21 protein-coding genes are annotated in these 26,117 nt (G+C 65.2%); 13 read left to right on the top strand and 8 right to left on the bottom strand.

The genetic code is table 11. From position 1 onward, the window contains the following. Nucleotides 1–59: 59 nt before the first annotated feature. On the bottom strand, nucleotides 60–335 hold the full coding sequence (locus ACVWYP_RS03180) for a BolA family protein (RefSeq protein ID WP_028338206.1): 276 nt from the start codon (nucleotides 333–335) through the stop codon (nucleotides 60–62). Between the two features lie 109 nt (nucleotides 336–444). On the opposite strand from ACVWYP_RS03180, the gene ACVWYP_RS03175 reads away from it, so the two are divergent. Further along, entirely contained in the window at nucleotides 445–1,083 is a 639-nt protein-coding gene (locus ACVWYP_RS03175; RefSeq protein ID WP_304497709.1) for a J domain-containing protein, read from the top strand. Nucleotides 1,084–1,401: 318 nt separating this feature from the next. On the opposite strand, the gene ACVWYP_RS03170 is transcribed toward ACVWYP_RS03175, so the two are convergent. Next, the gene (locus ACVWYP_RS03170; protein WP_304497708.1) at nucleotides 1,402–2,496 is read right to left on the bottom strand and encodes a citrate synthase/methylcitrate synthase; all 1,095 of its coding nucleotides are present in this window, start codon (nucleotides 2,494–2,496) and stop codon (nucleotides 1,402–1,404) included. A 76-nt stretch (nucleotides 2,497–2,572) separates the two neighbouring features. On the opposite strand from ACVWYP_RS03170, the gene ACVWYP_RS03165 reads away from it, so the two are divergent. Further along, the gene (locus ACVWYP_RS03165) at nucleotides 2,573–3,796 is read left to right on the top strand and encodes a citrate synthase family protein (protein ID WP_304497707.1); all 1,224 of its coding nucleotides are present in this window, start codon (nucleotides 2,573–2,575) and stop codon (nucleotides 3,794–3,796) included. Here ACVWYP_RS03165 and ACVWYP_RS03160 read toward each other — a convergent pair whose 3' ends face one another. Then, nucleotides 3,797–4,459, bottom strand: a complete 663-nt coding sequence (locus tag ACVWYP_RS03160; RefSeq protein ID WP_304497706.1) for a DedA family protein — start codon at nucleotides 4,457–4,459, stop codon at nucleotides 3,797–3,799. It lies immediately after the preceding gene. A gap of 292 nt (nucleotides 4,460–4,751) precedes the next feature. On the opposite strand from ACVWYP_RS03160, the gene cobS reads away from it, so the two are divergent. The 5 genes from cobS to ACVWYP_RS03135 all read left to right on the top strand — a co-directional run bounded on the left by cobS (nucleotide 4,752) and on the right by ACVWYP_RS03135 (nucleotide 10,403). After that, entirely contained in the window at nucleotides 4,752–5,753 is a 1,002-nt protein-coding gene (gene cobS / locus ACVWYP_RS03155) for a cobaltochelatase subunit CobS (RefSeq protein ID WP_028343271.1), read from the top strand. A gap of 3 nt (nucleotides 5,754–5,756) precedes the next feature. Further along, nucleotides 5,757–6,167 carry a GNAT family N-acetyltransferase gene (locus ACVWYP_RS03150; protein ID WP_076824818.1) on the top strand — a complete coding sequence of 137 codons (411 nt, stop codon included), beginning with the start codon at nucleotides 5,757–5,759 and terminating at the stop codon, nucleotides 6,165–6,167. Beyond that, the gene (gene cobT, locus ACVWYP_RS03145; RefSeq protein WP_028343273.1) at nucleotides 6,164–8,062 is read left to right on the top strand and encodes a cobaltochelatase subunit CobT; all 1,899 of its coding nucleotides are present in this window, start codon (nucleotides 6,164–6,166) and stop codon (nucleotides 8,060–8,062) included. The genes ACVWYP_RS03150 and cobT overlap by 4 nt, the downstream gene beginning before the upstream one ends. A 3-nt stretch (nucleotides 8,063–8,065) precedes the next feature. Continuing rightward, nucleotides 8,066–9,154, top strand: a complete 1,089-nt coding sequence (locus ACVWYP_RS03140; protein WP_304497705.1) for an esterase-like activity of phytase family protein — start codon at nucleotides 8,066–8,068, stop codon at nucleotides 9,152–9,154. Nucleotides 9,155–9,290: 136 nt separating this feature from the next. Beyond that, entirely contained in the window at nucleotides 9,291–10,403 is a 1,113-nt protein-coding gene (locus tag ACVWYP_RS03135) for an NADH:flavin oxidoreductase/NADH oxidase (RefSeq protein ID WP_304497704.1), read from the top strand. Between the two features lie 121 nt (nucleotides 10,404–10,524). On the opposite strand, the gene ACVWYP_RS03130 is transcribed toward ACVWYP_RS03135, so the two are convergent. Further along, nucleotides 10,525–12,051 (bottom strand): FAD-dependent monooxygenase, encoded by a 1,527-nt coding sequence (locus ACVWYP_RS03130; RefSeq protein ID WP_304497703.1) that lies wholly within the window; start codon nucleotides 12,049–12,051, stop codon nucleotides 10,525–10,527. Nucleotides 12,052–12,106: 55 nt separating this feature from the next. Here ACVWYP_RS03130 and ACVWYP_RS03125 point away from each other — a divergent pair, with 55 nt between their 5' ends. Then, the gene (locus ACVWYP_RS03125; protein WP_304497702.1) at nucleotides 12,107–12,745 is read left to right on the top strand and encodes a TetR/AcrR family transcriptional regulator; all 639 of its coding nucleotides are present in this window, start codon (nucleotides 12,107–12,109) and stop codon (nucleotides 12,743–12,745) included. A 105-nt stretch (nucleotides 12,746–12,850) separates the two neighbouring features. Continuing rightward, nucleotides 12,851–13,951 carry an LLM class flavin-dependent oxidoreductase gene (locus ACVWYP_RS03120; RefSeq protein ID WP_304497701.1) on the top strand — a complete coding sequence of 367 codons (1,101 nt, stop codon included), beginning with the start codon at nucleotides 12,851–12,853 and terminating at the stop codon, nucleotides 13,949–13,951. A 67-nt stretch (nucleotides 13,952–14,018) separates the two neighbouring features. On the opposite strand, the gene ACVWYP_RS03115 is transcribed toward ACVWYP_RS03120, so the two are convergent. Together ACVWYP_RS03115 and ACVWYP_RS03110 are read right to left on the bottom strand one after the other, a co-directional pair. After that, on the bottom strand, nucleotides 14,019–15,701 hold the full coding sequence (locus tag ACVWYP_RS03115) for a phospholipase D-like domain-containing protein (protein WP_453945779.1): 1,683 nt from the start codon (nucleotides 15,699–15,701) through the stop codon (nucleotides 14,019–14,021). 231 nt (nucleotides 15,702–15,932) lie between these two features. Then, on the bottom strand, nucleotides 15,933–18,200 hold the full coding sequence (locus ACVWYP_RS03110; RefSeq protein ID WP_304497699.1) for a DUF2235 domain-containing protein: 2,268 nt from the start codon (nucleotides 18,198–18,200) through the stop codon (nucleotides 15,933–15,935). A 220-nt stretch (nucleotides 18,201–18,420) separates the two neighbouring features. On the opposite strand from ACVWYP_RS03110, the gene ACVWYP_RS03105 reads away from it, so the two are divergent. Further along, entirely contained in the window at nucleotides 18,421–18,840 is a 420-nt protein-coding gene (locus tag ACVWYP_RS03105) for a hypothetical protein (RefSeq protein ID WP_028343281.1), read from the top strand. Between the two features lie 159 nt (nucleotides 18,841–18,999). Here ACVWYP_RS03105 and ACVWYP_RS03100 read toward each other — a convergent pair whose 3' ends face one another. Next, entirely contained in the window at nucleotides 19,000–20,178 is a 1,179-nt protein-coding gene (locus tag ACVWYP_RS03100) for an ABC transporter substrate-binding protein (protein ID WP_304497698.1), read from the bottom strand. A 150-nt stretch (nucleotides 20,179–20,328) separates the two neighbouring features. Here ACVWYP_RS03100 and ACVWYP_RS03095 point away from each other — a divergent pair, with 150 nt between their 5' ends. Beyond that, entirely contained in the window at nucleotides 20,329–21,327 is a 999-nt protein-coding gene (locus ACVWYP_RS03095; protein ID WP_304497697.1) for a winged helix-turn-helix domain-containing protein, read from the top strand. Between the two features lie 68 nt (nucleotides 21,328–21,395). On the opposite strand, the gene ACVWYP_RS03090 is transcribed toward ACVWYP_RS03095, so the two are convergent. Further along, on the bottom strand, nucleotides 21,396–22,016 hold the full coding sequence (locus ACVWYP_RS03090) for a TetR/AcrR family transcriptional regulator (protein WP_304500424.1): 621 nt from the start codon (nucleotides 22,014–22,016) through the stop codon (nucleotides 21,396–21,398). Between the two features lie 52 nt (nucleotides 22,017–22,068). On the opposite strand from ACVWYP_RS03090, the gene ACVWYP_RS03085 reads away from it, so the two are divergent. Continuing rightward, nucleotides 22,069–22,326, top strand: a complete 258-nt coding sequence (locus ACVWYP_RS03085) for a hypothetical protein (RefSeq protein ID WP_304497696.1) — start codon at nucleotides 22,069–22,071, stop codon at nucleotides 22,324–22,326. A gap of 287 nt (nucleotides 22,327–22,613) precedes the next feature. Next, complete coding sequence (locus ACVWYP_RS03080; RefSeq protein WP_304497695.1) at nucleotides 22,614–26,084, top strand: acyl-[ACP]--phospholipid O-acyltransferase; 3,471 nt, start codon at nucleotides 22,614–22,616, stop codon at nucleotides 26,082–26,084. Nucleotides 26,085–26,117 lie beyond the last annotated feature (33 nt).

Below are 26,117 nucleotides of genomic sequence, written 5' to 3'. Positions count from 1 at the left end.
GCAGGTCCATCCTGTTCTCATAAAGGAAAACCACTGCTTCGTCTTGAGGCAAGCGCGCACTAGCGCGGCTTTTCCCCGGGGCCGTGGGCGTGGATCGCCAGCGCGTGCACCGAGCCGGCGAGTTCCTGCGCCAGCGTCGCATTTATCATGCGATGGCGTTCGATCCGGCTCTTCCCTTCGAAGGCCGGAGACACAATATATACCCGAAAGTGCGTCTCCCCGCCTGGCCTGTGGCCGGCGTGGCCCTCATGCAGATGTGACTCGTCGACGACGTCGAGGCTTTCCGGCAAGAAAGCTTCACGCAACTTGTTTATGATAGCGTCTTTGGTGCTCATGGCGGCGGAGTTAGGTTCGCGACAGCTTTTCGTCAATGGTGCAAGCGGGAAACGAGGTCTGCGCAATGTCAAGACTTGAAGATTTGTGCATTGCGTAGTCAAAGAGAACATGCCGATCGATTCATCAAAATTCTTCGACTCCATTCGCATCAAGCCGACCAAGGTGAGTGCGAAGCGCCAGGCGCAGGCCGGCGAGCAGGCTGTGACCTGCGAGTGGGCGGGTTGCCAGAACAAGGGCGCGCATCGCGCACCGAAGGGCCGCGAGAATTCGCGCGAGTATTGGCACTTCTGTCTCGATCACGTCCGCGAATACAACCAGTCCTACAATTTCTTCCAGGGCATGAATCCTGACGACGTCGCGCGCTACCAGAAGGACGCGCTGACCGGCCACCGTCCGACCTGGAAGATGGGCGCCAACAACGGCAAGAAGGGCGACAGCGGTCTCGATGCCGCCGCCGATCCGTTCCACGTGTTCTCCGAGCTCAACGGCCGCGGCCGCTGGCGCCCCGGACCGGGCGGCGCGGAGCCCAAGCCCGAGACCCGCAAAATCATGAACGCCGAGCGCAAGGCGCTGCAGGTGATGGGGTTAGGGGCCGAGGCGACGCTCGAAGACGTCAAGTCGAAGTACAAGGCGCTGGTCAAGCAGCACCATCCCGACGCCAATGGCGGCGACCGCTCGACCGAGGATCGCCTGATCGAGATCATCAAGGCGTACAATTATCTGAAGACCGTGGTGCGCGAGGCCTGAGCTCTCTCGTCCTCGTCGCCCCTGCCTAGTGCGCAGTTGCGCACGGGAGCAGGGGCCCATAACCACCGGCCGTTCTCGTTTGCACAAGATGTCTGCCTGATTGCCCCATTGCTGGGCCGCGGCGTATGGGTCCCTGCTCCCGTGCGCAATTGCGCACTAGGCAGGGACGACAGCGGAGAGCGTGGCTCCGCCGTCGTCCAACGGTGCAGTTTTGTAGCCCGGATGAAGCGCAGCGCAGTCCGGGGCACATCTATCCGCGGTAGGACCGCTCCCGGATTTCGCTGCGCTTCATCCGGGCTACGGTTTCGCGGTCAACTCTCAGCCCTTCGGCATCGCCCCGACATAGGACGAGCTCGGCCGGATCAGCCTTCCGGTGCGCCGCTGCTCCAGGGCGTGCGCGGTCCAGCCGGCGGCGCGGGCCACCGCGAAGATCGGCGTGAACGCCTGCCGCGGGATTTCCAGCCCATCGAGCAGGATCGCGGTGAAGAACTCGACATTGGTCTCGATCGGCCGCTCCGGATTCTTCTTCCGCAGCGCCTCGCGGATATAGGCCTCGACCTCGGCGGCAAATGGCAGGTCGGCACCACTGGCCTCGAGGCGCTCGATCGCGATCTTCAGCACATCGGCGCGCGGGTCGCGCACGCGATAGACGCGGTGACCAAACCCCATCAGCCGTTCGCCGTGCGCCAGCGCGCCGTCAACCCAGGGCTTGATGCGCTCGCGCGTCCCGATCGCGTCCAGCATCTCCAGCACCGGCTCCGGCGCGCCGCCATGCAGCGGGCCGGTCAGCGCGCAATAGCCGCCAGTGATCGCCGCGAACAGATCGGCCTGGGTGGACGCGATCACCCGCGTGGTGAAGGTCGACGCATTCATGCCGTGGTCGCAGACCGTGACGAGATAGGCGTCGAGTGCGGCGACCTCGCGCGGTTCGGTCTTGCGGTTCAGCAGCATCCGCAGCGTGTCGGCGGCGTGGCCGGCGTTGGGGTCCGGCGCGATCGGGTCATGTCCCCTGGCGCGCTGGACCAGGGCGCCCGCGATCACCGGGAAGGCGCCGACGATGGTCGCCTCGTGCTCCAGTCCGTTCTCGCCGCGGAGGCCGGCGATCGCGGCCCGGAAGCCGTCGACGATCGACATGCCGTGCGTCGCCGGCAGTAGGTCCGGCAGCCGGGCGAAGGCGCGTTCGCGGGCGGCGCCGAGGCTGGCGCGCACATTGGCTTCGCTCAGCGCCTTGCCGGTGGCGCCGTTCCACAGCCGCGCCGTGACGCCCTCGAAGCTCGACTTGCCCGCGAGGTCGGCGACGTGCTCGCCGGCGATGATCAACTCGCCGCGCTCGCCGTCGACATGGCTCAACACGGTCTCGGCGGCAGGAACGCCGTCCAGACCGATCTGGCTCTTGGTGAGATGCATATTCATGGCCTGATCTCCTTGCTTCACCCCTTCAAGGTCAGGCCTCTCGACGAGTTGATCAATCTTGATTATATAAATCAATATGAAAAAATCCGCCGAGCTTTACCTCTCCGCCCGGGAGGCCGCGGCCGAGCTCGCGATCTCGCCGGCGACCCTCTACGCCTATGTCAGCCGCGGGCTGATCCGCTCCGAGCCGTCGCCGGATTCGCGCAGCCACCGCTACCGCGCCGAGGACATCAGGGGGTTGAAGGAGCGCCGCGTGCCGTCGCCGGAGCCGCGCGGCTTCCGTAATTTCGACGCCGACCTGCCGGTGATGGATTCGGCGATCGCGACCATTACCGAGCAGGGCCCGATCTATCGCGGCGTCAACTGCGTCGAGCTTGCCGAGCGCGACACCCTGGAGCACACCGCGACGCTGCTGTGGGACGTCACCGGCGTCGATCCGTTCGCGCCGGACAATTGTCCGCAGATCTCGGACGAAATGCGCGCCATCGCTGAAGCCGCGCGCCGCGCCCAGCCGATCGACCGGACGGTGGCCGTGCTGGCGCTGGCGGCAAGTGCCGATCCCGGCGCCTTCACGCGCGCGCCGGACGGCCGCGCGATGGTCGGCGGCCGCATCTTGCGGCTGCTGGTCGCGACCATGCTGAACGCTGCGCCATCGAACGAGCCGCTGCACGAGCAGGTGGCTCGGGTCTGGACGCCCGACAACAAGCACGCGCCCGACCTGATCCGCCGCGCGCTGGTGCTGCTCGCCGATCATGAATTGAACGCCTCGACCTTCACCGCGCGCTGCGCCGCATCGACCGGGCTCAATCTGTACGACGCCGTGATCGCGGGTCTCGTCGCGTTGAAGGGACCGATGCATGGCGGTGCCGGCGTGCTCGCCTCGCGTCTCGTCAAGACGATGCTCGACAACGACGTTGCGCCGGTGGTTCGCGAGCGCGTCGCGCTTGGCGAGCGTTTCGCCGGCTTCGGGCACGGCGTCTACAAGAAGGGCGATCCGCGCGCGATCTCGTTGCTTGAGGCGCTGACGCGGGCCGGCGCGCCGCGCAAATTCACCAGGGAAGTCCCGGAGCGGATCGCAGAGGCGACCGGCGAATTCGTCAACATCGATTACGCGCTGGCGGTGCTGGTGCATGCGCTGCGGATGCCGGCGGGCAGCGAGCTGGCGCTGTTTGCGATGGCCCGCAGCGTCGGCTGGATCGCACATGCCAGCGAGCAGCTTCAGCTCGGCAAGTTGATCAGGCCGCGTGCCCGCTATGTCGGCCCGGCACCCGGGCGTGGCGGGACCACCAACAGCATCTAGCTATTTCGCCGGCTTGGCCGGTTCGATCAGGCTGCCGCCATGGCGGCGGCGGATGGTCCAGACGGCCAGCGCCAGGATCACGGCGCCGCCCGCGACCGCAAACATCCAGAGATGCTTGCCGACATGGCCATGGTGTGGCAGGCCGGCATAGTCGTGCAGCGCAGTGACGGCGAGCACGCCAGGCAGCACATGCGCCGGCGCCCAGAGCAGGATCGCGGGAATGTTGATCGCGTAGAAGCGCGCCGGCGGCATGTCGAGCGCGCCGGCGGTGATCGGCACGAAGGCGCGGATCGGCGGCACGAAGCGGGCGAAGAACACCGCGAGCACGCCCCAGCGATTGAAGAACGCCTCGCTCTGCGCAACCACGCGCGGGTAGTTGGAGAGCGGCCAGGCCGACAGGATCTCGCGCTGGCTGCGGTGGCCGATCAGATAGGCGGTGCCGTCGCCGAGCATCGCGCCGGCGGCCGCCGCGGCGAGCACCGGGAGCAGCTTCAGTTCCCCGCCCGGCACCAGCGCGCTCAACGCCAGGATGATGGTTGAACCCGGCACCAGGGAGCCGATCACCGGAACCGCTTCCAGCAGGGCGGCCAGAAACAGTGTCAGATAGGCAAGCCAGGCATGGGCCGAAACGAACGCGATGAACGGGTCAAGGAATGAAGTCACAAAATTCCCATGCAGCGGTGATATAGGCTTGAGAGCTAACAACTCCCTGCCGGGGTGAAAAGTGCCTCGGAAAGCCAGGGCGCCCACGCGCTGCGGCAAAAGTACGGCGTGATTCGCAGGGCAGCCTTTCAAAAACCGGCGTCCGGACCTATCTTCATGATAGGACAACGGAACTTTGATTGGCCCGCGGGCTTCTGCCGGCCGTTGCTCTCTGCTAGGCTTGTGCCTAGCACCCCATCCGCAGCCAAACGATTAATCTGGTTTCGGGAATGCCCGTGACCTCGGAGGATGAATGACGACCGCCGTCCAGACCAAAACACAAGAACCCGTCGTCGGCTTGCCCGACATGAAGGTGTCGGTCCGGCAGGTCTTCGGGATCGATAGCGATCTGGAAGTTCCCGCTTATTCGGAAGTCGATCCGCATGTGCCGGAAACCGATCCGGACTATCGCTTCGATCGCGCGACCACGCTCGCGATCCTCGCCGGCTTTGCCAAGAATCGCCGCGTGATGGTCACCGGCTATCACGGCACCGGCAAGTCGACCCACATCGAGCAGGTTGCGGCCCGCCTCAACTGGCCCTGCGTGCGCGTCAACCTCGACAGCCATATCAGCCGTATCGATCTCGTCGGCAAGGACGCCATCGTGGTCAAGGACGGCAAGCAGGTCACCGAATTCCGCGACGGCATCCTGCCCTGGGCGCTGCAGCACAATATCGCGCTGGTGTTCGACGAATACGACGCCGGCCGCCCGGACGTGATGTTCGTGATTCAGCGCGTGCTGGAAGTCTCCGGTCGCCTGACGCTGCTCGACCAGAACAAGGTGATCAAGCCGCATCCGGCGTTCCGCCTGTTCTCGACCGCCAACACGGTCGGCCTCGGCGACACCTCGGGCCTCTATCACGGCACCCAGCAGATCAACCAGGGCCAGATGGACCGCTGGTCGATCGTCACCACGCTGAACTACCTCGCCCATGACGAGGAAGTGGAAATCGTGCTGGCCAAGGCGCGCCACTACCGCACGCAGGAGGGCCGCGACATCGTCAACAAGATGGTGCGGCTGGCGGACCTCACCCGCAACGCCTTCGCCAACGGCGACCTGTCGACGGTGATGAGCCCGCGTACGGTGATCACCTGGGCCGAGAACTCGGACATCTTCAACGACATCGGCTTCGCGTTCCGCGTCACCTTCCTCAACAAGTGTGACGAATTGGAGCGGCCGCTGGTCGCCGAGTTCTACCAGCGCTGCTTCAACGTCGAGCTGCCGGAATCCTCGGTCAACGTGGCGCTCAGCTAGTCCATGCCGAAAATCTCCGTCGAGCGCACAGTCACCCAGACGAAGAAGGCGGTGCTCGGCGGATTGCTCCACTACAACAACGAGAAGATGGGGAAGCAGAAGTACAAGCGCTTCGCCATCTCGCTGCGGCAAGGCGACAAGATTGTCGGCGGCATCGTCGGCGAGGTCTGGACCGCGGTGTTGTTCATCCAGTTGTTCTGGATGGAGCAGAAGTTTCGCAACAAGGGCTTTGGCGCGAAGCTGATCAAGGCGATCGAGGACGAGGCGCGGCGCTTCGGAGCGACGCGATCTTATCTGGATACGATGAGCTTCCAGGCGCCGGGCTTCTACCGCGCCAACGGATATAAAGAGTTCGGTTCGATTGAGGGGTATCCCGGCGGCGTAACGCGCCATTGGTTTACGAAATCGCTATGACAACCTCCAACATCAAATTCCGTCCCGGATCCAAGGAAGCGCCGACCGAGCCGTTCAAGCGCTCGGTGTCGGCGTGCCTGAAGGCGATCGCCAAGAAGCCGGAGCTCGAGGTCTCCTTCGCCGCTGAGCGCCCCGGGCTCGCGCCCGGCAAGGCGCGGCTGCCGGAGCCGGCGCGCAAGATGACCAAGCGCGATGCGGCGATCGTGCGCGGCCACGCCGATTCGATCGCGCTCAAGATCGCCTGTCACGACCCCAAGGTGCATCGCAAGCTGATGCCGGGCAACCCGCAGGCGCGCGGCGTGTTCGAGGCGGTCGAGCAGGCGCGCGTCGAGGCGATCGGCTCGCGGCGAATGGCGGGCGTTGCGAAGAACCTCACCGCGATGCTCGACGATCATTTCCACCGCGGCAAGTACGACGAGATCACCGACCGCGCCGACGCGCCGCTGTCGGATGCGCTGGCGATGCTGGTGCGCGAACGCCTCACCGGCATGGCGCCGCCCGCCGCCGCCAAGAAGATGGTCGATCTCTGGCGTCCGACCCTGGAGGACAAGATCGGCTCGCGGCTCGACAAGCTCAGCCGTTTCACCGAGGACCAGGCGAGGTTCGGCGACCTCGTCCATGATCTGCTGTCGGCGCTCGATCTCGGCGACGACCGCAACATGGATTCCGACGATGACGACGATCAGGACGAGAACCAGGACGGCGAGAGCGATCAGTCCGGCGCCGAGGGCTCGCCCGACTCCGATGCCGCGCAGGAAATGAGCGCCGACCAGGCGCAGACGTCCGCGGAAGAGATGAGCGAAAGCGCGATGGAGAGCGCACAGGCCTCCACGTCGGATACGTTCGACGATGGCGAGCTCGGCGACGACGAGACGCCGGGCGAGGCGACGCGGCCGAATGCGCGCGGTCAGAACGAGCCGCGCGGTCCGGAATATCACGCCTTCGCGCCGAAGTTCGATGAGGTGATCGCCGCCGAGGATCTCTGCGATCATGACGAGCTCGAGCGGCTGCGCTCCTATCTCGACAAGCAGCTCGCGCATCTGCAGGGCATCGTGGCGCGGCTCGCCAACCGCCTGCAGCGCCGCCTGATGGCACAGCAGAATCGCGCCTGGGATTTCGATCTCGAGGAGGGCATCCTCGATCCGGCGCGGCTGTCGCGCGTCGTTACCGACCCCTATCACCCGCTGTCCTTCATGCATGAGAAGGAGGCGACCTTCCGCGACACCGTGGTGACGCTGCTGCTGGATAACTCCGGCTCGATGCGCGGCCGTCCGATCACGGTCGCCGCCACCTGCGCCGACATCCTGGCCCGCACGCTGGAGCGTTGCGGCGTCAAGGTCGAGATCCTGGGCTTCACCACCCGCGCCTGGAAGGGCGGACAGTCGCGCGAGGCGTGGCTTGCCGCCGGCAAGCCGGCCAATCCGGGCCGCCTCAACGATCTCAGGCACATCATCTACAAGTCGGCGGACGCGCCGTGGCGTCGCGCGCGAAAAAATCTCGGCCTGATGATGCGCGAAGGCCTGCTCAAGGAGAACATCGACGGCGAGGCACTGGACTGGGCGCACAAGCGCCTGCTGGCTCGTCCCGAGCAGCGCCGCATCCTGATGATGATCTCCGACGGCGCGCCGGTCGACGACTCCACGCTGTCGGTCAATCCCGGCAACTATCTCGAGCGGCATCTGCGTCACATCATCGACGAGATCGAAACCCGCTCCCCGGTCGAGCTGATCGCGATCGGCATCGGTCACGACGTGACGCGCTACTATCGCCGCGCCGTGACCATCGTGGACGCCGAAGAGCTCGGCGGCGCCATCACCGAAAAGCTCGCCGAGCTGTTCAGCGAGACTCACGGCTCGGCGCCAGCGCCGGGCATCCGGCGCCGCCTCCACTCGTGAGACATGCGCTCACCCCCTAGCCGCCGCCGTTTCCTCCAGGGTATGGCGGCGGGGCTGTCGGCCGCCGCATTGCCGCGTCTTGCGCAGGCGCAGAGCGCGACCCAGCCGCCGGCAACGCCGAGGCCGGCTGCGAGGCCGAGCCCCTACCGGGTCAACGAACCGGTTTCGATCGACGTCAACGCGCGGCCGCTGCCGTCGTTCGACACCCGCGATCGCGCGCGCACGCGGTTCGGCGCGCTGGAGTATCGCAGCGGGCTGATCCTGACCTCGTCGTTCTCCGGCTTCGGCGGCCTCTCCGCGCTACGGCTCGATCCCAAGGGCGAACGCTTCATCGCGGTCAGCGACCAGGGCAGCTGGTTCACCGGCCGCATCGTCTATCGTGGCCGGGAGATGGTCGGACTCGGCGATGTCGAGGCGGCGCCGCTGCTCGGTGCCGACGGCAGGCCGATCACCGTGACCCGCGGCTGGTATGATTCGGAATCGCTCGCGCTCGACGGCTCGTTCGCCTATGTCGGGCTTGAGCGGGTCAACCAGGTGCTGCGCTTCGATTTCGCCAAGGGCTTTACCCGCTCGCGCGGCGAGGTGGTGCCGCTGCCGGCGGCGGCCCGCAAACTTCCGAACAACAAGGGGCTGGAGGGTCTCGTCTTCGTGCCCAAGGCCACGGGCCAGCCGCTCGCCGGCACGCTGATCGCGTTCTCGGAACGCGGGCTCGATGCGAATGGCAATCTGGTCGCCTTCCTGGTCGGCGGCAAGACGCCGGGCCAGTTCAGCGTCCGCCGCACCGAGAATTTCGACATCAGCGACGCGGTCCTGCTGCCGTCGGGCGGTCTGTTGATCCTGGAGCGGAAATTCTCCTGGTTCGGCGGCGTCGGCATCCGCATCCGCCGTCTCGCGCTGTCCGAGATCGCGCCCGGCGCCCTAATCGATGGCCCCGCGATCTTCAATGCCGATCTCGGCAACGAGATCGACAATATGGAAGGCATCGATGCCCATGTCACGGAGGAGGGCGAGACCGTGCTGACCATGGTCTCCGACGACAATTTCTCCCTGATCCAGCGCAATCTGCTGCTGCAGTTCACGCTGGTGGACTGAGGCGCCGGCCCGGAGTGACGCGGTCAGGACATTGCTGATCTGCGCCCCGGCCTGCGCGGCCTTCCGGACGGTTGGTGATCGGCCGTGGTGCCTCTATCTTAACCGGGCCCTCTCCCCGATCCCGGATATCCGCCGCATGAGCACCCTGTTTTCCCCGATCGAACTGCGCGACCTGAAACTCTCCAATCGCATCATGGTCTCGCCGATGTGCCAGTATTCGGCCATCGACGGCTCCGCCAACGACTGGCACTTCACCCACATCAACATGCTGGCGCTGTCGGGCGCGGCGATGTTCTGCATCGAAGCCACCCATGTCGAGGATATCGGGCGGATCACGCCGGGTTGCCTCGGCCTTTACAACGATGCCAACGAGGCAGCGCTGAAGCCGATCCTGGCCTCGGTGCGCAAGCATTCGAAAGCGGCGGTCGCCATGCAACTCGCCCATGCCGGCCGCAAGGCGTCGAGCCAGCGCCCCTGGGAGGGCGGGCAGTTGATCCCGATTGCCGAAGGCGGTTGGCAGACGGTCGGACCATCCGACGTCCCGCACAAGGAAGGCGAGGCCGCGCCGATGGCGCTCGACGACGCCGGCCTGAAGCGCATCCGCGAGGCCTTTGTCGCGTCGGCAAGGCGCGCCGACCGGCTCGGCATCGATGCGCTCGAGCTGCACGGCGCGCACGGCTATCTGCTGCACCAGTTCCTGTCGCCGATCGCCAACAAGCGGACCGACCGCTATGGCGGCTCGCTCGAAAACCGCATGCGCTTCCCGCTGGAAGTGTTCGACGCCGTGCGCGCCGTATTCCCGGATCACAAGCCGATCGGCATGCGGGTGTCGGCGACCGACTGGGTCGAGGGCGCCTGGGACCTTGCGCAGACCATCGAGTTTGCCAGGGAGCTGAAGAAGCGCGGTGTCGACTGGATGGATGTCTCGTCCGGCGGCGTCTCACCGTTGCAGAAGATCCCGCTCGGGCCGGGTTACCAGGTGCCGGCGGCGCTGGCGGTCAAGGAGGCGACCGGCGTCACCACGATGGCGGTCGGCCTGATCACGGGAGCGAAGCAGGCGGAGGAGATCGTCTCGTCCGGCAAGGCCGACATGGTCGCGCTCGCCCGCGGCATGCTCTACGACCCGCGCTGGGGCTGGCACGCTGCCGCCGAGCTCGGCGGCGAGGTGAGCGCACCGCCGCAATATTGGCGCTCGCAGCCCTCGACGCAGAAGGCGCTGTTCGGCAAGACCACGTTCGGGACGCGCTAAGTTCACCCACTGTCATTCCGGGGCGGTCCGTAGGACCGAACCCGGAATCTCGAGATTCTCGGTGCGCAATTGCGCACCTGAGGGTTCGATGCTGCGCATCGCCCCGGAATGACGATGCAATTCATCCTGTTTGGGCACCGAACCAGCGCGTCAGCGCGGCGTCGAGGCCCGCCAAGTCTGCGCCGTCCGCCGCCCATGCAATGCAGGCATCCGGACGGATCAGCAGCGACGGGCCGGCGTGTCCTGATAGATAACGCCTTGGCACGCATCGCACGAAGATGTCCCAGCGCGCCGCGATCGCTGACGCAGCTCCATCAGTCGCATCGACCAGCACGGCCCTGCCGTCCTCCATCTGATCGAACAGGGTTGTCTCCGCGCCGCCGTCGCCGAGAGCAAAATTGCCGGAGAGCCGGCCGACCGATGGATGGTCGCTGCCGAGATCGTAACGGATCCTGATGCCGCTGATCATTTCGCCGAAGTAGCGGGTGCCCTCGTCGAGGCTCATCAGGTCCGCGACGATCTCGCGCAAGGCGTCCGTCATGACATCAGGCCGCATCAAGGCGACCTGGGCGCGGGTGTTGGCGAGCACTTTTGCCGCGATCGGATGCCGCTCTTCCGTGTAGCTGTCGAGCAGGCTTTCAGGCATGCGATCGCAGACAACAGCCGCAAGCTTCCAGCCGAGATTGACCGCATCGAGCAGGCCGAGATTGAGGCCTTGTCCGCCGAACGGCGAGTGCACATGCGCCGCATCGCCCGCCAGGAGGACGCGGCCCCTGCGGTAGCTGTCCGCCTGCCGCGCATTGTCGGTGAAGCGCGTCGCGGTCTTGACGGCGGTGACGCGAACGTCGGCCCCGCTGATCCGGCGCAGGGTGGTCTCGATCTCCTCGCGCGTGACCGGCGCACTGCGATCGGCCGGCGGACCATCGAACTCGGCCAGGAACACCCGGCCGGGAATTGGTCCATACGCCATCATGCCGATCGGCGTTCGCCGCCAGCCGACCGGCAGCAGGCGATCCGGATGATCGAGGTCGACGATGGCCTGGTGTCCCGTGAGGGTCGGTTCGGTGCCGGGGAATGCGAAGCCCGCGCGCTTGCGCACGGCGCTGCGTCCGCCGTCGCAGCCGACCAGATAGGCAGCCTGCAGCTCGACATCGCCGGACGCGTCCCTGGTCCGCGCCAAGATGCTATCGCCATGATCCTCGAAATTGATCAGTTCGCAGCCGCGCCTGATCTCGATACCGAGCGCGTGGGCGCGCTCGCCGAGCATGGTTTCCAGGGCTTGCTGGTTCACCCCGCGCAACCGCCGGTCCGGCTCGCGCTGACGCGTCTGGTCGATCAGGAAAATGCCCGAGAAATGACCGCCGAATTTCTTGAACGGCAGGTCGCTCGCATCGCCCGCGCCCTTCATGAGCCTGGACATGCTGTCCGCCATGCTGCGTTCGACCGCATTCATCGCGTCGCCGAGGCCGCGGCGCTCCAGTGCCTCGCCGGCCAGCGCGCCGATCGCGCCGGCCTTGATGGTCTGGTCGGGCTCGGTCAGCCGCTCGATCACGATCACGTCGGCGCCGCCCAGGGTCAGTTCGATCGCCAGCAGCAGTCCGGTCGGCCCGGCACCGACCACAACCACGTCGGTTCGTTCACGCGTCACGCCGTCACCATAAAATTATACTCAGTATAATATTTAGTATGGTACAAATTCCCGCATGTCAAATCAGGGCGGATTGCGGGAGCGGAAAAAGGAGGCGACGCGCCAGGCGATCTCGGATGTCGCAACCGGGCTGTTCCTGGAACGCGGCTTCGACAATGTTTCGGTGGCCGAAGTCGCCGAAGCCGCCGAGGTCTCCCGGATGACGGTGTTCAATTATTTTCCACGCAAGGAAGACCTGTTCTTCGACCGTGAAGAGGAAAGCCGGCAGATGCTGCGGACCGCCTTTGCCGAGCGTCCGGCCGGCGAGGCGCCGATCGCGACCCTCCGCAAGCTGGTGCACAGCCTGGCGGATCGCGTGCATCCGTTCGCGAAATTCACCGACGCGACGGCGAAATTCTGGCGCACCGTCGCCGAGAGCCCGGCGCTCTCGGCGCGGGCGCGCGAGATGCGTGACGAGTTGATCGATGATCTCGCGAGCGTGCTGGCGGCAGCCGTCAAGCGCCCGTTCGCCGATGCCGATGCCCGGCTCGCCGCGTCGATGGTGGTCACGGCGCTGACCGTCGCCTATGCGGAAGGGCTTCGCGAGCACAAGGCCCGCAGGTCGGCTGCATCGTCACGCGAGACCTTCCTGCGGATCATGGAGCGAAGCTTTTCCGGTATCGCGATCATGCTGAAGGATACGCCCTACGCATGAATTCCGGCCGAGCTGGATGCGACAAGGCCATTGTTCTGCCGCGGCCGGGGCAGGTACTCTCGAAGCGCGTGCGGAAGACACGCATCGAACAAAGAGAGGAAACCCATGGAACTCGGATACTTCGCGATGCCGTCGCATCCGCCGGAGTGCGGATTGAAGGAGGGCCACGACTGGGACCTGCAGACGCTGCGCTGGCTCGACGAGCTCGGCTATCAGGAAGCCTGGATCGGCGAGCACCACACCGCGCCTTGGGAGCCGCATCCGTCGCCCGATCTCCTGATCGCGCAGGCGTTGCTGCAGACCAGGAACATCCGTATCGGGCCCGGCGGCTTCCTGCTGCCGTATCATCACCCGGCAGAGCTCGCCAACCGCGTCGCGATGCTCGATCACCTCTCGAACGGGCGGCTCAACTTCGGCGTCGCGGCATCCGGCCTGCCGAGCGACTGGGCGATGTTCAATGTCGACGGCATGTCGGGACAGAACCGCGACATGACCCGCGAGGCGATCGAGATCATCCTGAAGATGTGGACCGAGCCGGCTCCCTGGACCCACAAGGGCAAGTTCTGGACCGTGACCAAGCCGGACACGATGTTCGATTTCCTCAAACCGCACATCAAGCCGCAGCAGGCGCCGCATCCGCCGATCGGCGTCGCGGGGCTCTCCAAGAATTCGGACACGCTGAAGCTCGCCGGCGAGCGCGGCTTCATCCCGATGAGCCTCAACCTCAACCCCGCCTATGTCGGCAGCCACTGGGATTCGGTCGAGGCCGGCGCGGCCAAGACCGGCCGCAAGCCGAGCCGCAAGGACTGGCGGCTGGTGCGCGAGGTTTTCGTTGCTGATACCGACGAGGAGGCATGGAAGCTGTCGACCGGCGACATGATGGGCCGGATGATGGGCGAGTATTTCCTGCCGCTGCTCGGCCACTTTGGTTTCAAGGATTACCTGAAGGCCTCGCCCGACGTGCCCGACAGCGACGTCACGGTCGAATATTGCGCGCGCAACAACTGGATCGTCGGCTCGCCCGCGACCGTCACCGAGAAGATCGAGAAGATCTACCAGGAGGTCGGCGGCTTCGGCGTGCTCCTGGTGTTCGGCTTCGACTACAAGCACAAGCCGGAAGCCTGGCACAATTCGCTGCGGCTCCTGAAGCAGGAGGTGCTGCCACGGCTGAAGCATCTCGACGCCTCGGTCGGCCGCGCGGCGTAGGACCTGGGACGATGAGGAGCACGGGGCAGTGGTAACGCTGCCCCGTAGTCATGACGGATCGCCGGCGTCAGGTGGTGCCGAGCCAGAACCGCGTTTCGATCTCCGCCCAGCCCTTGCCGATGCGGTTGCTCAGCCAGGCGTCGCTGCGCTTCAGACCCTTGTCCTTCTGGCCCTCCGGCGTGTTGCGCCAGGCCTGCCAGCGATACTGGCCGTAGATGCTGACGATGCGCGCGGCATAGGTCAGCGCCAGCTGCGAATCGCCCCTGATGATGACGAGGTTGTCGTCGTTCTTGGTGCTGGCGCGGTCGGAGAAATTGTGCGAGCCGGTCATGACCACCGGGTTCTTGCCGGCCGGATCCAGCACGATCACCTTGCTGTGCACGGCGATCATGAATTTGCCGGTGTTCTTGATCTCGTGCTCCCACCAGTCCGCGGTCTTGTCGATGCCGGCCGGCCGGATCACGTCGGCGATCTGCTTGCCCTTGAAGACCTGCTGCTGTCCGTCACCGGCCAAGAGCTGCAGCTGATCCTTCGGACTGTCCTTGCCCTGCGCCGGGAAATTGTTGAGCACCCCGCGCACATAGAGCTTCTTGTCCTGCGCCTTCTCCAGAATCGGGCCGAGCAAGCCTTTGTTGCCGGGATTGAGCATCAGGCACACCGCGCCATGCTCGGTGTCCTCGATCATCTTGGTGGCTTCCTTGAGGTCGCCGCTCTTGGTGGTGGGCGTGAACCAGACGCTGACCTTCGACTCGCCGATGGTGAAAGGCCATTCGTGATCGCCGGCCACGGCCAGCGCCTTCGGCGACTTGCTGCCGTCGGCGTAGATCGCCGTCCAATGGTCGTGATAGGCCGCGGCGACCTTGTCGTCAGTGATCTCGAGCCCGTTGTTGTTCTGGGTGCACAGCCCGGTCCGGGTCCAGTTGGTGCTGCCCGTCCAGACCACCTTCGGCTTCTGCGCGCCGTCGCAGAACACCGCGAACTTGTTGTGGGCGTAGCGGCTCGGCGCAATCTTGCGGCGGACGATGTCGACGCCGGCCTTCTTCAGCACGCCGGCGTTCTTCTCGGTGTCCTTGGCGGTAGCGTCGGACTTGCCGGTGCTGTTCCCAAGCACGACGTGCGCCTTGCCCTTCATCGCGGTCAGCGCGGCGATCAGCTCAGGGTCGTTGAGCTCGTAGAGCGCGAGATAGACGTCGCGCTTGCTCTTTTTGGCATCGGCCAACAGCGCCAGCAGGCGGGCGCCGAGCTGGCCCTTGAGGAAGTCGCGGATCTTGTTGCCCTTGGTCGAGATCGCCTTCTCCAGGGTTTGCGCCGGCTTCTTGTCCTTGCCGATCGCGCGCGACAGCCATTGCGCCGAGATCGTGCCGCGGTTGAACCAGGGCTTCAGCGGGCCCGAGGGCATTGCGGAGACGTATTCGGTCCATTGCGCCGGCGCGCTGTAGGCGGGCTTCACCTTGGTGGCGCCGTCCTTGAGAACCGGAACGACGCCATAGCGGACCGGCGCGTCGATTGGCGCCAGGAAATCGGTCCAGTTCGTCTTCTGCACCGGCCATTCGGTGCTCGGCCGATGTTCGCCCGGCTTGTGGCCTTGCGCCTGGTCCTCGAACCCGACCCAGGTGTCGACCACGGTTGCACTTTTGCCCTGCTGCTGACGATACAGCGCAAAGCCGAGACAGTCCGGGATCATTGCCGCGACCTCCCAGACCACGAAGATGCCGTCGGTGGTCGGGAACGCCTGAATGGTGGAAATCATGGTGATGCCTCCAAATCCCTGATGAGAAATATCCGGTCGATATGAACCTGGCGCGTCAACGTCGCCCGGCGATCCCTGGAGTCGCGTCGGATCGTTCCGGGCGTCGGGGCAGCTGATCTAGCAAGGAGAGTATGCCAGACAATATACAACCGGATCTGTCGGCAGGATCACAGATCGATTACGCCGTGCGCACCCGTTGGGCCGCGATGCTGTGGGCCCGATCGCGGCTCACTACAGCAACCGCACCGTGACCTTCGCCTTGCCCTTATGGTCGCCGTAGAACCATCCGCAGACCCAGGGGAGGCCGATGACGGCCTGGTTGACATAGAGGAAGATCTCGCCGCTGCGATCGGCGGTGAACCTCGCTCTGTAGACCTGCGGGTCGGTGTTCGACACCGGCAGGGGGTCGAGGAAATACTCGTCGACGCCGGTCTCGCCGACCCGCGCGATCAGCCTGAACCATGGCCGGAACAGGATCCGCCGCAGGAAGATCGCGAAATAGCCGCGCAACTGCTTTGTGCCTTCGATGGTCGAGGTCCGGTACCCGATCGGCGTCACCGCGCGGCCGGCGTCCTCCCATGGCTCCGACATCGTGATCGCGATCTCGTACTTGAACCCCGTGCGCACCTTGAGGCCGGTCGGCGCGCAGATCGCGCTGGTGTCGAAGTCGGCCGCATCCTGCGGGATGCCCTTGTCGACAGCGACCAGCTTGTCGGCGGCGGTCCCCGTGCAGAAGGCGCCCATGGAATCGAAGGCATTGAACAGGAAATGGCTGAGCAGCGTTGCGCCGAACCAGACCAGCAAGGCTGTCAGTGCAAACGGAACGACATGTCGCTTTCCGACATTGAGGACCCACTGATAGATCACACTGGTGCGGAATCGATAGATCGCATTGTGCATGAACCCGGAGAGCGGCGCCGGGCTCGCGCGGTTGCGCCAGATGATCCGCATCCGGTCGCTGATGGTTGCGCTGAGCGAACTGCCCACCGCCATCAGCGCGAAAACAGCGATGATGCCGCCGGCGAACCATTCCGGATTGCCGGCGTACCAATCGGTCCACCAATGAAAGGAATCGGGCAGGAACGATTGAACGAAGCGCACCAGCTCCGAAATCATCCTGACAGGTGAGCTGAACTCGTGCTCCTTGTGCTGGTTGTGGAACAGCCAGAACGCCGCCAGATGAAGCGACGCCGCCAGCGTGGCGAAGTAGGCGATCCGGCGCATCCAGACGTAATTCCACAGCTTCTCCTGCGCGGCATAACGCGCCGGCGCGCCGGCGGGCGTCTCGAATGTTGTTGCGCCCAGCGGGGTGACCTGGCCGCTGCGCGAGACGACCACGTAGTTCGGCGGAAGTCCGATCGGGGCGTAGGCATTGGCGCCGCTGTCGATCCGCTCGAACACGCTCTCGTGGATTTTCGGCATCGGCACGCTGACGCCGGCATAGGGATCGTTGCAGAGGTCGGCGACCTTGCGCGGACCGTATCGGTAATACGCGCCGAGGCCCGCCCGCGAATCGTAGAGGCGGCCATCCTTGTCTTCGGAGGACTTGATTGATTTGATCGCATCGGGGTCGGCGGCCGGTGCGCTCTTGAATGCGAGGCCGCGCTTGACGGCTTCGTCGACCAGCCAGGCCAGCGGCACGAAGGCGACGGCGTCGTCCGGATAGCCGCCGCCGACATTGGCATGCATTCCGACGAACCAGACCTGGACGAGGCGCTCGCCATCGATGCTGGCCGGCACCGCCGGTGCGGGCTGTCCCGGCTCCTGCTCGGTCCAGAGCACCGGATGAAAGGTCGTGCGCTCGTCGTCGAGTGCAAGCGCGTGCCGCGCGCACTTGACCTTTGGGCTGAGAATCCGGTTCGGCAATTCAAGCGGCCACACCCAGTTCGAGATGCCGCGCGTCATCTCGTCGATCGGCAGGCCATAGGCCGCGACGGTATCCCAGATGCCGATGAATTCGATCGCAGGGACCGGTTTGCGGGCGATCTCCGCATAGGGTTTGTTGCCTTGCAGGCGGTCCAGCACCGGCACGAGGACATAGTCGCGCAATGCGCGGAACAGCACCTCGATGCGCCAGATCGAGTGGTAGCCCTCGGCCCGGTATGCGCGATAGGCCTTCACCGCGCCGTCGTGCAGTTCGGATTCGGTGTCCGCGACGATCAGGCCCTGATCGAGGATGAGTGCCGCGAGCGTGCGCACGGTGAATGCGCCGCGGCTGAATCCGAACAGGTAGATCTTCGAATCGTTCTCGTGGTCGTAGTTCCGGCAGATGAACTTGTAGGCGTCGAGGATATTGCGCTTGAGACCGTAACCGAAGGCGCCGCCGAGCAGAGCAAGCGGAATGAATTTCGACGTGCCGACGCCGTCGTCATACTTGGCGGCCTGCGTATTGCCCTGCAAATCGAGCGACTGGAATATCCGCCAGACATTGGTGCGCCAGACGCTGGAAGCGGCGTTGCCGGTGCCATCGGACAGAATAATGATCTTCGGACTCGGCATTGAAAGACGCTCGCTGAAACGAATGAAGCGGATGACGCAGCGTAGCAGGGACCGGATCGATTGCTACCTTTGATCGCTCTTTAATCATTCCATGCCGCGATAGGTGTGAACTGGCGCACAAAGCGTCACGTGGTCGCGGCCATGTGAGAGGTGACGGCTTTCGCGTTGCTGCGAAAAGGCCTAGCCTAATCGCGGCGCAATTCATTGATGAGGCATAGCGATGCGCAGCCACGTCAGAAAATTTGCCCATGTCCTTGAGCGCTTCGGTCTTGCTTTGGCGGGAGCTGCAAGCGGTCTGTTTGTCGCCATCCATGTCGGCTCGAGCGTCTCGGCGCTGACCTCGCAGGCGTTCCTGCTCATCATGATGCTGGGCGGCGCGATCGGCTTCTATCTCGGCATCGATACGCCGCCCAAGCTGTTCCATCCGAAAGATACGGCGTCGATGCGCAAAATCGACGCGGCGGAGCTGCTCGGCGCGATCGGGACCTTCCTCGCGACGATGGTCGCCTTCTTCTCGGTTGGCGTCGTCGTGCTGCGCAGCGAGCCGGACATCGGCTGGACCGCGGCTATCATGGCGGGCTGGGTGCTCGGCGTTGCGATGCAGATCGTCGGCGGTACGATCGCGCGGGCGCGCGCGTGAGGCATCGAACTGGTGCTGGACGAGGCTGGTTTCCTGGCTCGAAATCGGTCGTGTGGGAGGGGGAACGGTCTGGACGCAAGTCGGGTGTCGGCCGTCACCCGCTATGCCGGGACACCGCAAAGGCTACGCCGCGCCGGATCAGCTGCTACTCCGCCTCCCTTATCTGTTCGCGACCTTGGTGGGATCCTTGACCGCCTTGAACGTCTCCTGCTCGACGCTGTAGAGCTCGCCGCCGACCTTCTCGACCTTGCGAATGTAGATGTCGTGGACGACCTCGCGCGTCTTCGGGTCGATCGACATCGGGCCGCGCGGGCTTTCCCAGGCCATGCCCTTCATGGCGTCGACCAACGCATCGCCATTGGTCTTGCCGCCGGTCACCTTCAGCGCCTCGTAAATCAGATGCATGCCGTCATAGGCGCTGACGCTGATGAAGTTCGGTCGAACATTCGCGTTGGCCTTGCGGAAGGCGGCGACATAGTCGCGGTTCAGGTCCGATGGATGCGCGGCGGAGTAGAACCCCGCCGTGATCATGCCGATCATCGCATCGCTCATACCCGGCAGGTCCTCGTCGTCGGCGATGTCGCCGGGGCCGATCAGCTTGATCCCGCTCTTGTCGAGCCCGCGCTCGACAAACTGCTTGGCCAGGATACCGGCCTGGCTTGTCGGGACAAAAATGAACAGGGTGTCGGGATTGCCATCCCGCGCGCGCTGCAGGAACGGCGCGAAATCGGGGTTGGCCAGCGGCACTTTCAGCGCTTCGACGATCGTTCCGCCGGCCACGGTGAAGCTCGCCGAAAATACGCCGGCGGCTTCGCGCCCGGGTGCCCAGTCGGACGCGATGATGGTGACCCGTTTCGATCCGTTCCGCGCCGCCCAATCCGCCAGCACGCTGGCCTGCTGCGCGTGCGTCCAGCTGGTGCGCACGAAGTAAGGCGACCGTTCGGTCACGATCGAGGTGCCCGATACCATGACGACGGTTGCCGTCTTGCTCTCATTGGCTAGCGGCGCGAGTGCCAGCACGCTCGGCGTCAGCCCGCCGCCGAGGATCGCGACCTCGTCGTTGACGATCAGCTCCTGCGCGATGCGCTTGGCGTTGTCGGGCACGCTGGCATCGTCCCGGACGATCAATTCGATCTTGCGGCCGGCGACCATGTCGCCGTGTTGCGCCATGTAGAGCCGCGCCCCGGCAACCGCCTGTTTGCCGACCGGCCCCAGAACGCCGGTCAATGGCATCACCAGCCCGACCCTTACGACGTCCTGCGTCTGGGTGTGTCCCGGTCGCACCGCCGCAAGCGCCAGAACAGCCCCGACCAATACGGCAAACCGGGTGCTCGACATGGCCAACCTCCCGTGAGCCCGGAAATGATGCCGGGCTATCCGCGACTATCGGCTTCGCGGCACGGAAGTCCTGATGAAGAAGTGACAGAACGGCGAATTTCCTGCTAAATTTTCCCGATTGGTGCCGTCTGTGGGCATGGAGTGACCTCTATGGACCCGGCGACTGATTCCGTTTTGATATTTGATTCCTTTGAGCTTGATCTCGCCCGCGGCGTAGCCCGCGTGGATGGCGTCGATCTCGATCTCAGGCCGAAATCATTCGCGGTGCTCGGCTATCTCGCCGGCAATGCCGGGCGGCTGGCATCCAAGCAGGATCTGCACGAGGCGGTCTGGGGTAACGTCGCGGTTTCGGACGACTCGCTCGTCCAATGTATCCGCGAGCTGCGCCTGAAGCTGCGCGATGATGACCACCGCATCATCAAGACGGTGTCTCGCCGCGGCTATCGCCTCGACGCCAGGCCGCTGACGCCGCCGCACGATCATGGATCGCAGAACGTCTCGCGCCGGACGTCCGCTCCCCGCGGCATTGCAGCGCGCTTGGCCGCGCTTCCCCGATGGTTGCTGATCGCCGGCCTGTCGGTGATCGCCTTCGCATCACTCGCATCCGCGCCGCCGATCGCCAACGGGATGTGGCATCCCCTGGCGGAATTGGCGCACTGGCTTGTGCCGCAGGATCACGGCATCGTGCCGGATCAGGATGTCGAGCGGATCACCGCGCTGGCCGCCGAGAAGCAACTGCCGCTTCCCGCCTATCGCGTTCGCGCGCCGACAAGCGATGTGCCGGACAATGTCCGTCGCTTTCTCGGCGTGTGGGTGAGCGATGAGGGATGGATCAATTCGCACCGCCAATTCATGATGATCGTCACCAATGTCGATCGGGACGGTGTCGCGACCGGCTATCTCGTGAACGGGCCGGCGATGCCGCACAGCCGTGTACCCGGACCCGGCTTTTCCGGCGGCTTCACCGGATATGTCCTCGACGACGTCTTGCGCTATGACGGCAATACGGGACTGCATTCTGCCTCGATCACCGCGGATGGACGGATCGAGTTCAAGCTCGTCTTCCGCGAGGGAGGTACCAGTATCGTGTTCCTCGAACCGCTCTGGACCCTTGCCCACCCAGGGCACGTCGCCCGCAATCAAACCTGATCGCATCGTTCGTGATGACGGCATGTCGCCGTGCGGATCGTCGGCCGCGATCGCGTCTGCGCGCGCAGCTACGCGTCGCGCGTGACGCCCAATCCGGCCAGATGCGTGTCGACGAACTGCGCGAGCCGCTCGCGCAGCATTTCCGGCGGCACCGCGACCATGCGCTCCTCGAGGCCGAGCGAGATGATGCCGTGGACCGCGGAGAACATCATCCGCGACAGCAGCGCGATGTCGCCGGGATCGCGATCGGGCAGCAGCCGCACCAGCGGCGGATGCATCAGCGCGAACGCGTCCATCACCATCGTGAGAATGTCTTCCGGAAACGGCCGGTCGTCCTCCATCCGGTGCTCGAACAGCGAGCGCAGCAGATTGGCGTGTTCGGTGGCGAAGCCGAGATAGGCGTCGGCAAGCCCGTGCAGCTGGCGCAGGGGATCGTCGGACGGGACCGCCTTGAGCTGCATGGTCAGGGCGTGAACGGTCTCCCGGTTCACAGTCAGGATCAACCCGTCGAAGTCGCCGAACTCATTATAGACACTCCCGATGGAGCAGCCGGCGGCCTCGGCGACATCGCGAACCTTGAGTGATCTCAATCCTTTAGTGGCGATTGACCGGCGCGCAATCTCGATCAGCAGGGCCCGCCGCTGAAGTCTTTTTCGATCTCGTCGCGATTCTTCTTGAACAATGTTCATTTTCATACTACTAATTTGAGCGTTGCTCAAGTTGGCGTAGGAGGCCACTCAGATGCAGACCCTAGCACTTCAATTGACCACCACCCTTGTCGATGACGCGATCGAGCTCGTGAAGGGCTTCGGCCGCGCCGTCCTCAATCTGGCGACCGCGCCGATCGAGCGGATCGCCCGTGCCTGCGACGTCGCAGGCGTCCTGGAGCAGCGGCGCGCGGATCGGCGCGCGCCGCGCCCGGCGGCTGCGAGCGGTGGCCGCTGCAAGTCGCGCAGCTGCCGATGGTCGCCGTTCCGCGGCTTGAGTGAACTGACCTGAAGCGGGCCCCCGGCAATTGTCGGCGAAACCTCAACAAAGCGCTCACCATGTCCTCTGCGAGCCCGTCCGGCGTCGATCAACCCCAGGTCCGGATAAGGTCTCGTACATCTCTGGCGGGCAATGTCGCGACGTCCCGGTGCGACCGATTTTGCGCCGGTTCGAACCGATACGTTGCGGAAAAGACTAAAGGCTGCGGCATCTCCGTCATTTTCTCCACGCTCACCATTCTCGGCCACCCGAATTCGCAGACCTGCCAGCGCCGTGCGCGCTAACCCAAGGAACCGGTCATGATCAAGGAATTGATGACGTCCCGCCGCTTCGCGCCGCTGTTCTGGTCGCAGTTCTGCTCGGCGTTGAACGACAACGTGCTGAAGAACGCGCTCGTCATCATGCTGCTGTATGGCGTCGCCAACGAGCAGGGGCCGGCGCTGGTCCAGCTCGCGGGGGCGGTGTTCATCGCTCCGTTCTTCGTGCTGTCGGCGCTCGGCGGCGAGCTCGCCGACCGCTACATCAAGTCCGTCGTCGCCCGCCGGCTGAAGTTCTTCGAGATCTTCGCCGCGGCCTTTGCCGCCGCCGGCTTCTTCACCCATTCGATCCCGCTGCTGTTCATCGCGCTGGCGCTGTTCGGCATCGTCGCCGCGCTGTTCGGCCCGGTGAAATATGCCGTTCTGCCCGACCAGCTGTCGGTGTCCGAACTCGCGACCGGCAACGCGCTGGTCGAGGGCGCAACCTTCATGGCGATCCTGATCGGCACCATCGCGGGTGGCATGTTCGTCGCCGGCGCTAGCCACATGGGCTGGATCTGTGCCGCCGTGGTCGGCCTGTCGGTGCTGTCCTGGGCGTTTGCATCGCGCATCCCGGTGACGCAGCCGTCCGCGCCCGATCTGCCGATCACCAAAAATCCCTGGACCTCGACCGTGCGCCTGTTGAAGTCGCTCTATGCCGAGCCGCGGCTGTGGGACGGCATGGTGATCGTGTCCTGGTTCTGGATGGTCGGTGCGATCGTGCTGTCGCTGCTGCCCGCGCTGATCAAGGAGGGCGTCGGCGGCACCGAGGGCGTGGTCACGCTGTGCCTCGCCGTGTTCGCGATCGGCATCGCCGCCGGCTCGCTGTTCGCCGCGCAGCTGAGCCATGTCCGCCCGAATCTCGCGCTGGTGCCGATCGGCGCCATCGTGATGGGCGTGATCGGCCTCGATCTCGCCTGGGCGATCGCCACCACCTCACTCGGCAAAGATGTCACCGCGGCTGCGTTCGCGACCTCGTTCGGCGGCTTCCGCATGCTAGCCGACTTCTTCCTGTTCGCCTTCGGCGGCGGCCTGTTCGTGGTGCCGTCATTTGCCGCCGTGCAGGCCTGGACCGCACCGTCAGAGCGTGCCCGCATCATCGCCGCCGGCAACATCCTGCAGGCCGGCTTCATGGTCGCCGGCGCGGTGTTCGTCGGCGCCCTGCAATATATCGGCCTGCCGATCGCCTGGATCTTCTTCGGCCTGGCGATCGCGAGCTTCGGCACCGTCTGGTTCGTGCTGAGCAAGTGGGGCAAGGAAGGCGTGCGCGACTTCGGCGCGCTGCTGTTCCGGGCGCTGTTCCGCGTCGAGGTGCGTGGCATGGAGAACCTGCCGCCATCGGGCACGCGGATGCTGATCGCGCCCAACCATGTCAGCCTGGTCGACGGCCCGCTGCTGCACGCCACCTTGCCGATCGATGCGAGCTTCGCGGTCGACACCGGCATCTCCAAGGCGTGGTGGGCCAAGCCGTTCCTGAAGATGATCAAGCATTACACGATGGACCCGTCGAAGCCGCTGGCCGCGCGCGACCTGATCAAGCTGGTCGCCGCCGGCGAGCCGGTGGTGATCTTCCCGGAAGGGCGCATCACGGTCTCCGGTTCGTTGATGAAGGTCTATGACGGCACCGCGATGATCGCCGACAAGGCCGATGCGGTCGTCGTCCCGGTCCGCATCGAGGGCGCGCAGCGTTCGCATCTCAGCTATCTCAAGAATGGCGAGATCAAGCGCTCCTGGTTCCCCAAGGTGACGATCTCGATCCTGCCGCCGGTGAAGCTGCCGGTCGACCAGTCGCTGAGGGGCAAGGCGCGCCGCAATGCCGCCGGCGCCGCGCTGCAGGACGTGATGATCAACGCCATGGTCCAGAACGCGATGCTCGACCATACGCTGTTCGAGGGTCTCGGCCACGCCTATCGCGACCGCGACACCGGCAAGCCGATCATCGAGGATGCGCTCGGCACCAAGCTGACCTATCGCAAGCTGATCCTCGGCGCCCAGGTGCTGAGCCGCAAGCTCGAGCAGGGCACCGCGGTCGGCGAGAATGTCGGCGTGCTGCTGCCGAACTCGGCCGGCGTCGCCGTCGTGTTCATGGCGCTGCAGACCATCGGCCGCGTCCCGGCGATGCTGAACTTCTCGGCCGGTCCGGTCAACGTGCTGGCGGCGATGAAGGCGGCGCAGGTCAGGACCGTGCTGACCTCGCAGGCCTTCATCGAGAAGGGCAAGCTCGACAAGCTGATCGCGGCGCTCGCCGGCCAGGCGCGCGTCGTCTATCTCGAGGACGTCAGGGCCGGCATCGGCCTCGCCGACAAGGTCGCGGGCTTCCGCGCCGGCATCGCGCCGCGCGTCGCCCGCAAGGCCAACGATCCCGCGGTCATCCTGTTCACCTCGGGGTCGGAAGGCACGCCGAAGGGCGTCGTGCTGTCCCATCGCAACATCCTCGCCAACGCGGCACAGGCGCTGGCGCGGGTCGATGCCAATGCCAACGACAAGGTGTTCAACGTGCTGCCGGTGTTCCACTCGTTCGGTTTGACCGGCGGCATGATGATGCCGATCCTCGGCGGCATCCCGATCTTCATGTATCCGTCGCCGCTGCATTACCGGATCGTGCCCGAGCTGATCTACCAGACCGGCGCGACGATCCTGTTCGGCACCGACACCTTCCTCACCGGCTACGCCCGTTCGGCGCATGCCTATGACTTCCGCACGCTGCGGCTCGTCATCGCCGGTGCGGAGGCGGTGAAGGAGCGCACGCGGCAGATCTACATGGAGCGCTACGGCATCCGCATCCTCGAGGGCTACGGCGTCACCGAGACCGCGCCGGTGCTGGCGATGAACACGCCGATGGCCAACCGCCAGGGCACCGTCGGCCGCATCTCGCCGCTGATGCAGTATCGCCTCGATCCGGTCCCCGGCATCGAGGAAGGCGGCCGGCTGTCGGTGAAGGGCCCGAACGTGATGCTCGGCTATCTCCGTGCCGAGAATCCCGGCGTGCTGGAGCCGCTGCCTGAAGGTTGGCACGACACCGGCGACATCGTCACGGTCGACGCGCAGGGCTTCATCGCCATCAAGGGCCGTGCCAAGCGCTTCGCCAAGATCGCCGGCGAGATGGTTTCGCTGTCGGCGGTGGAGGCGATCGCGGCTGCGATCTGGCCGCAGGCAATGTCGGTTGCGGTCACGCTGCCCGATCAGCGCAAGGGCGAACGCATCGTGCTGCTCACCACGCAGAAGGACGCCGACCGCGCCGCGATGCAGCGCCAGGCCAAGAGCGTCGGTGCCTCCGAGCTCGCGGTGCCGGCCGATATCCGCGTCGTCGACAAGGTGCCGCTGCTCGGCACCGGCAAGACCGACTATGTCGGCGCCACCGCATTAGCCAAGGAAATAGCAGCGGAACTCGCCGCGGCACCTGCGCCGCAGGCCGAGCCCGCCAGTGAAGAGCCTGAGGCCGAGCCGGAATCGCTGCAGCAACACGTTGCATGAGTCTTGGCATGATGGTTGTGCTTTTCGGGAGCA

The organism is Bradyrhizobium sp. USDA 3262, assembly GCF_054060035.1.
The sequence above is the reverse complement of the archived record's forward strand: the minus strand, read 5'-3'. Positions and strand labels throughout refer to the sequence as shown.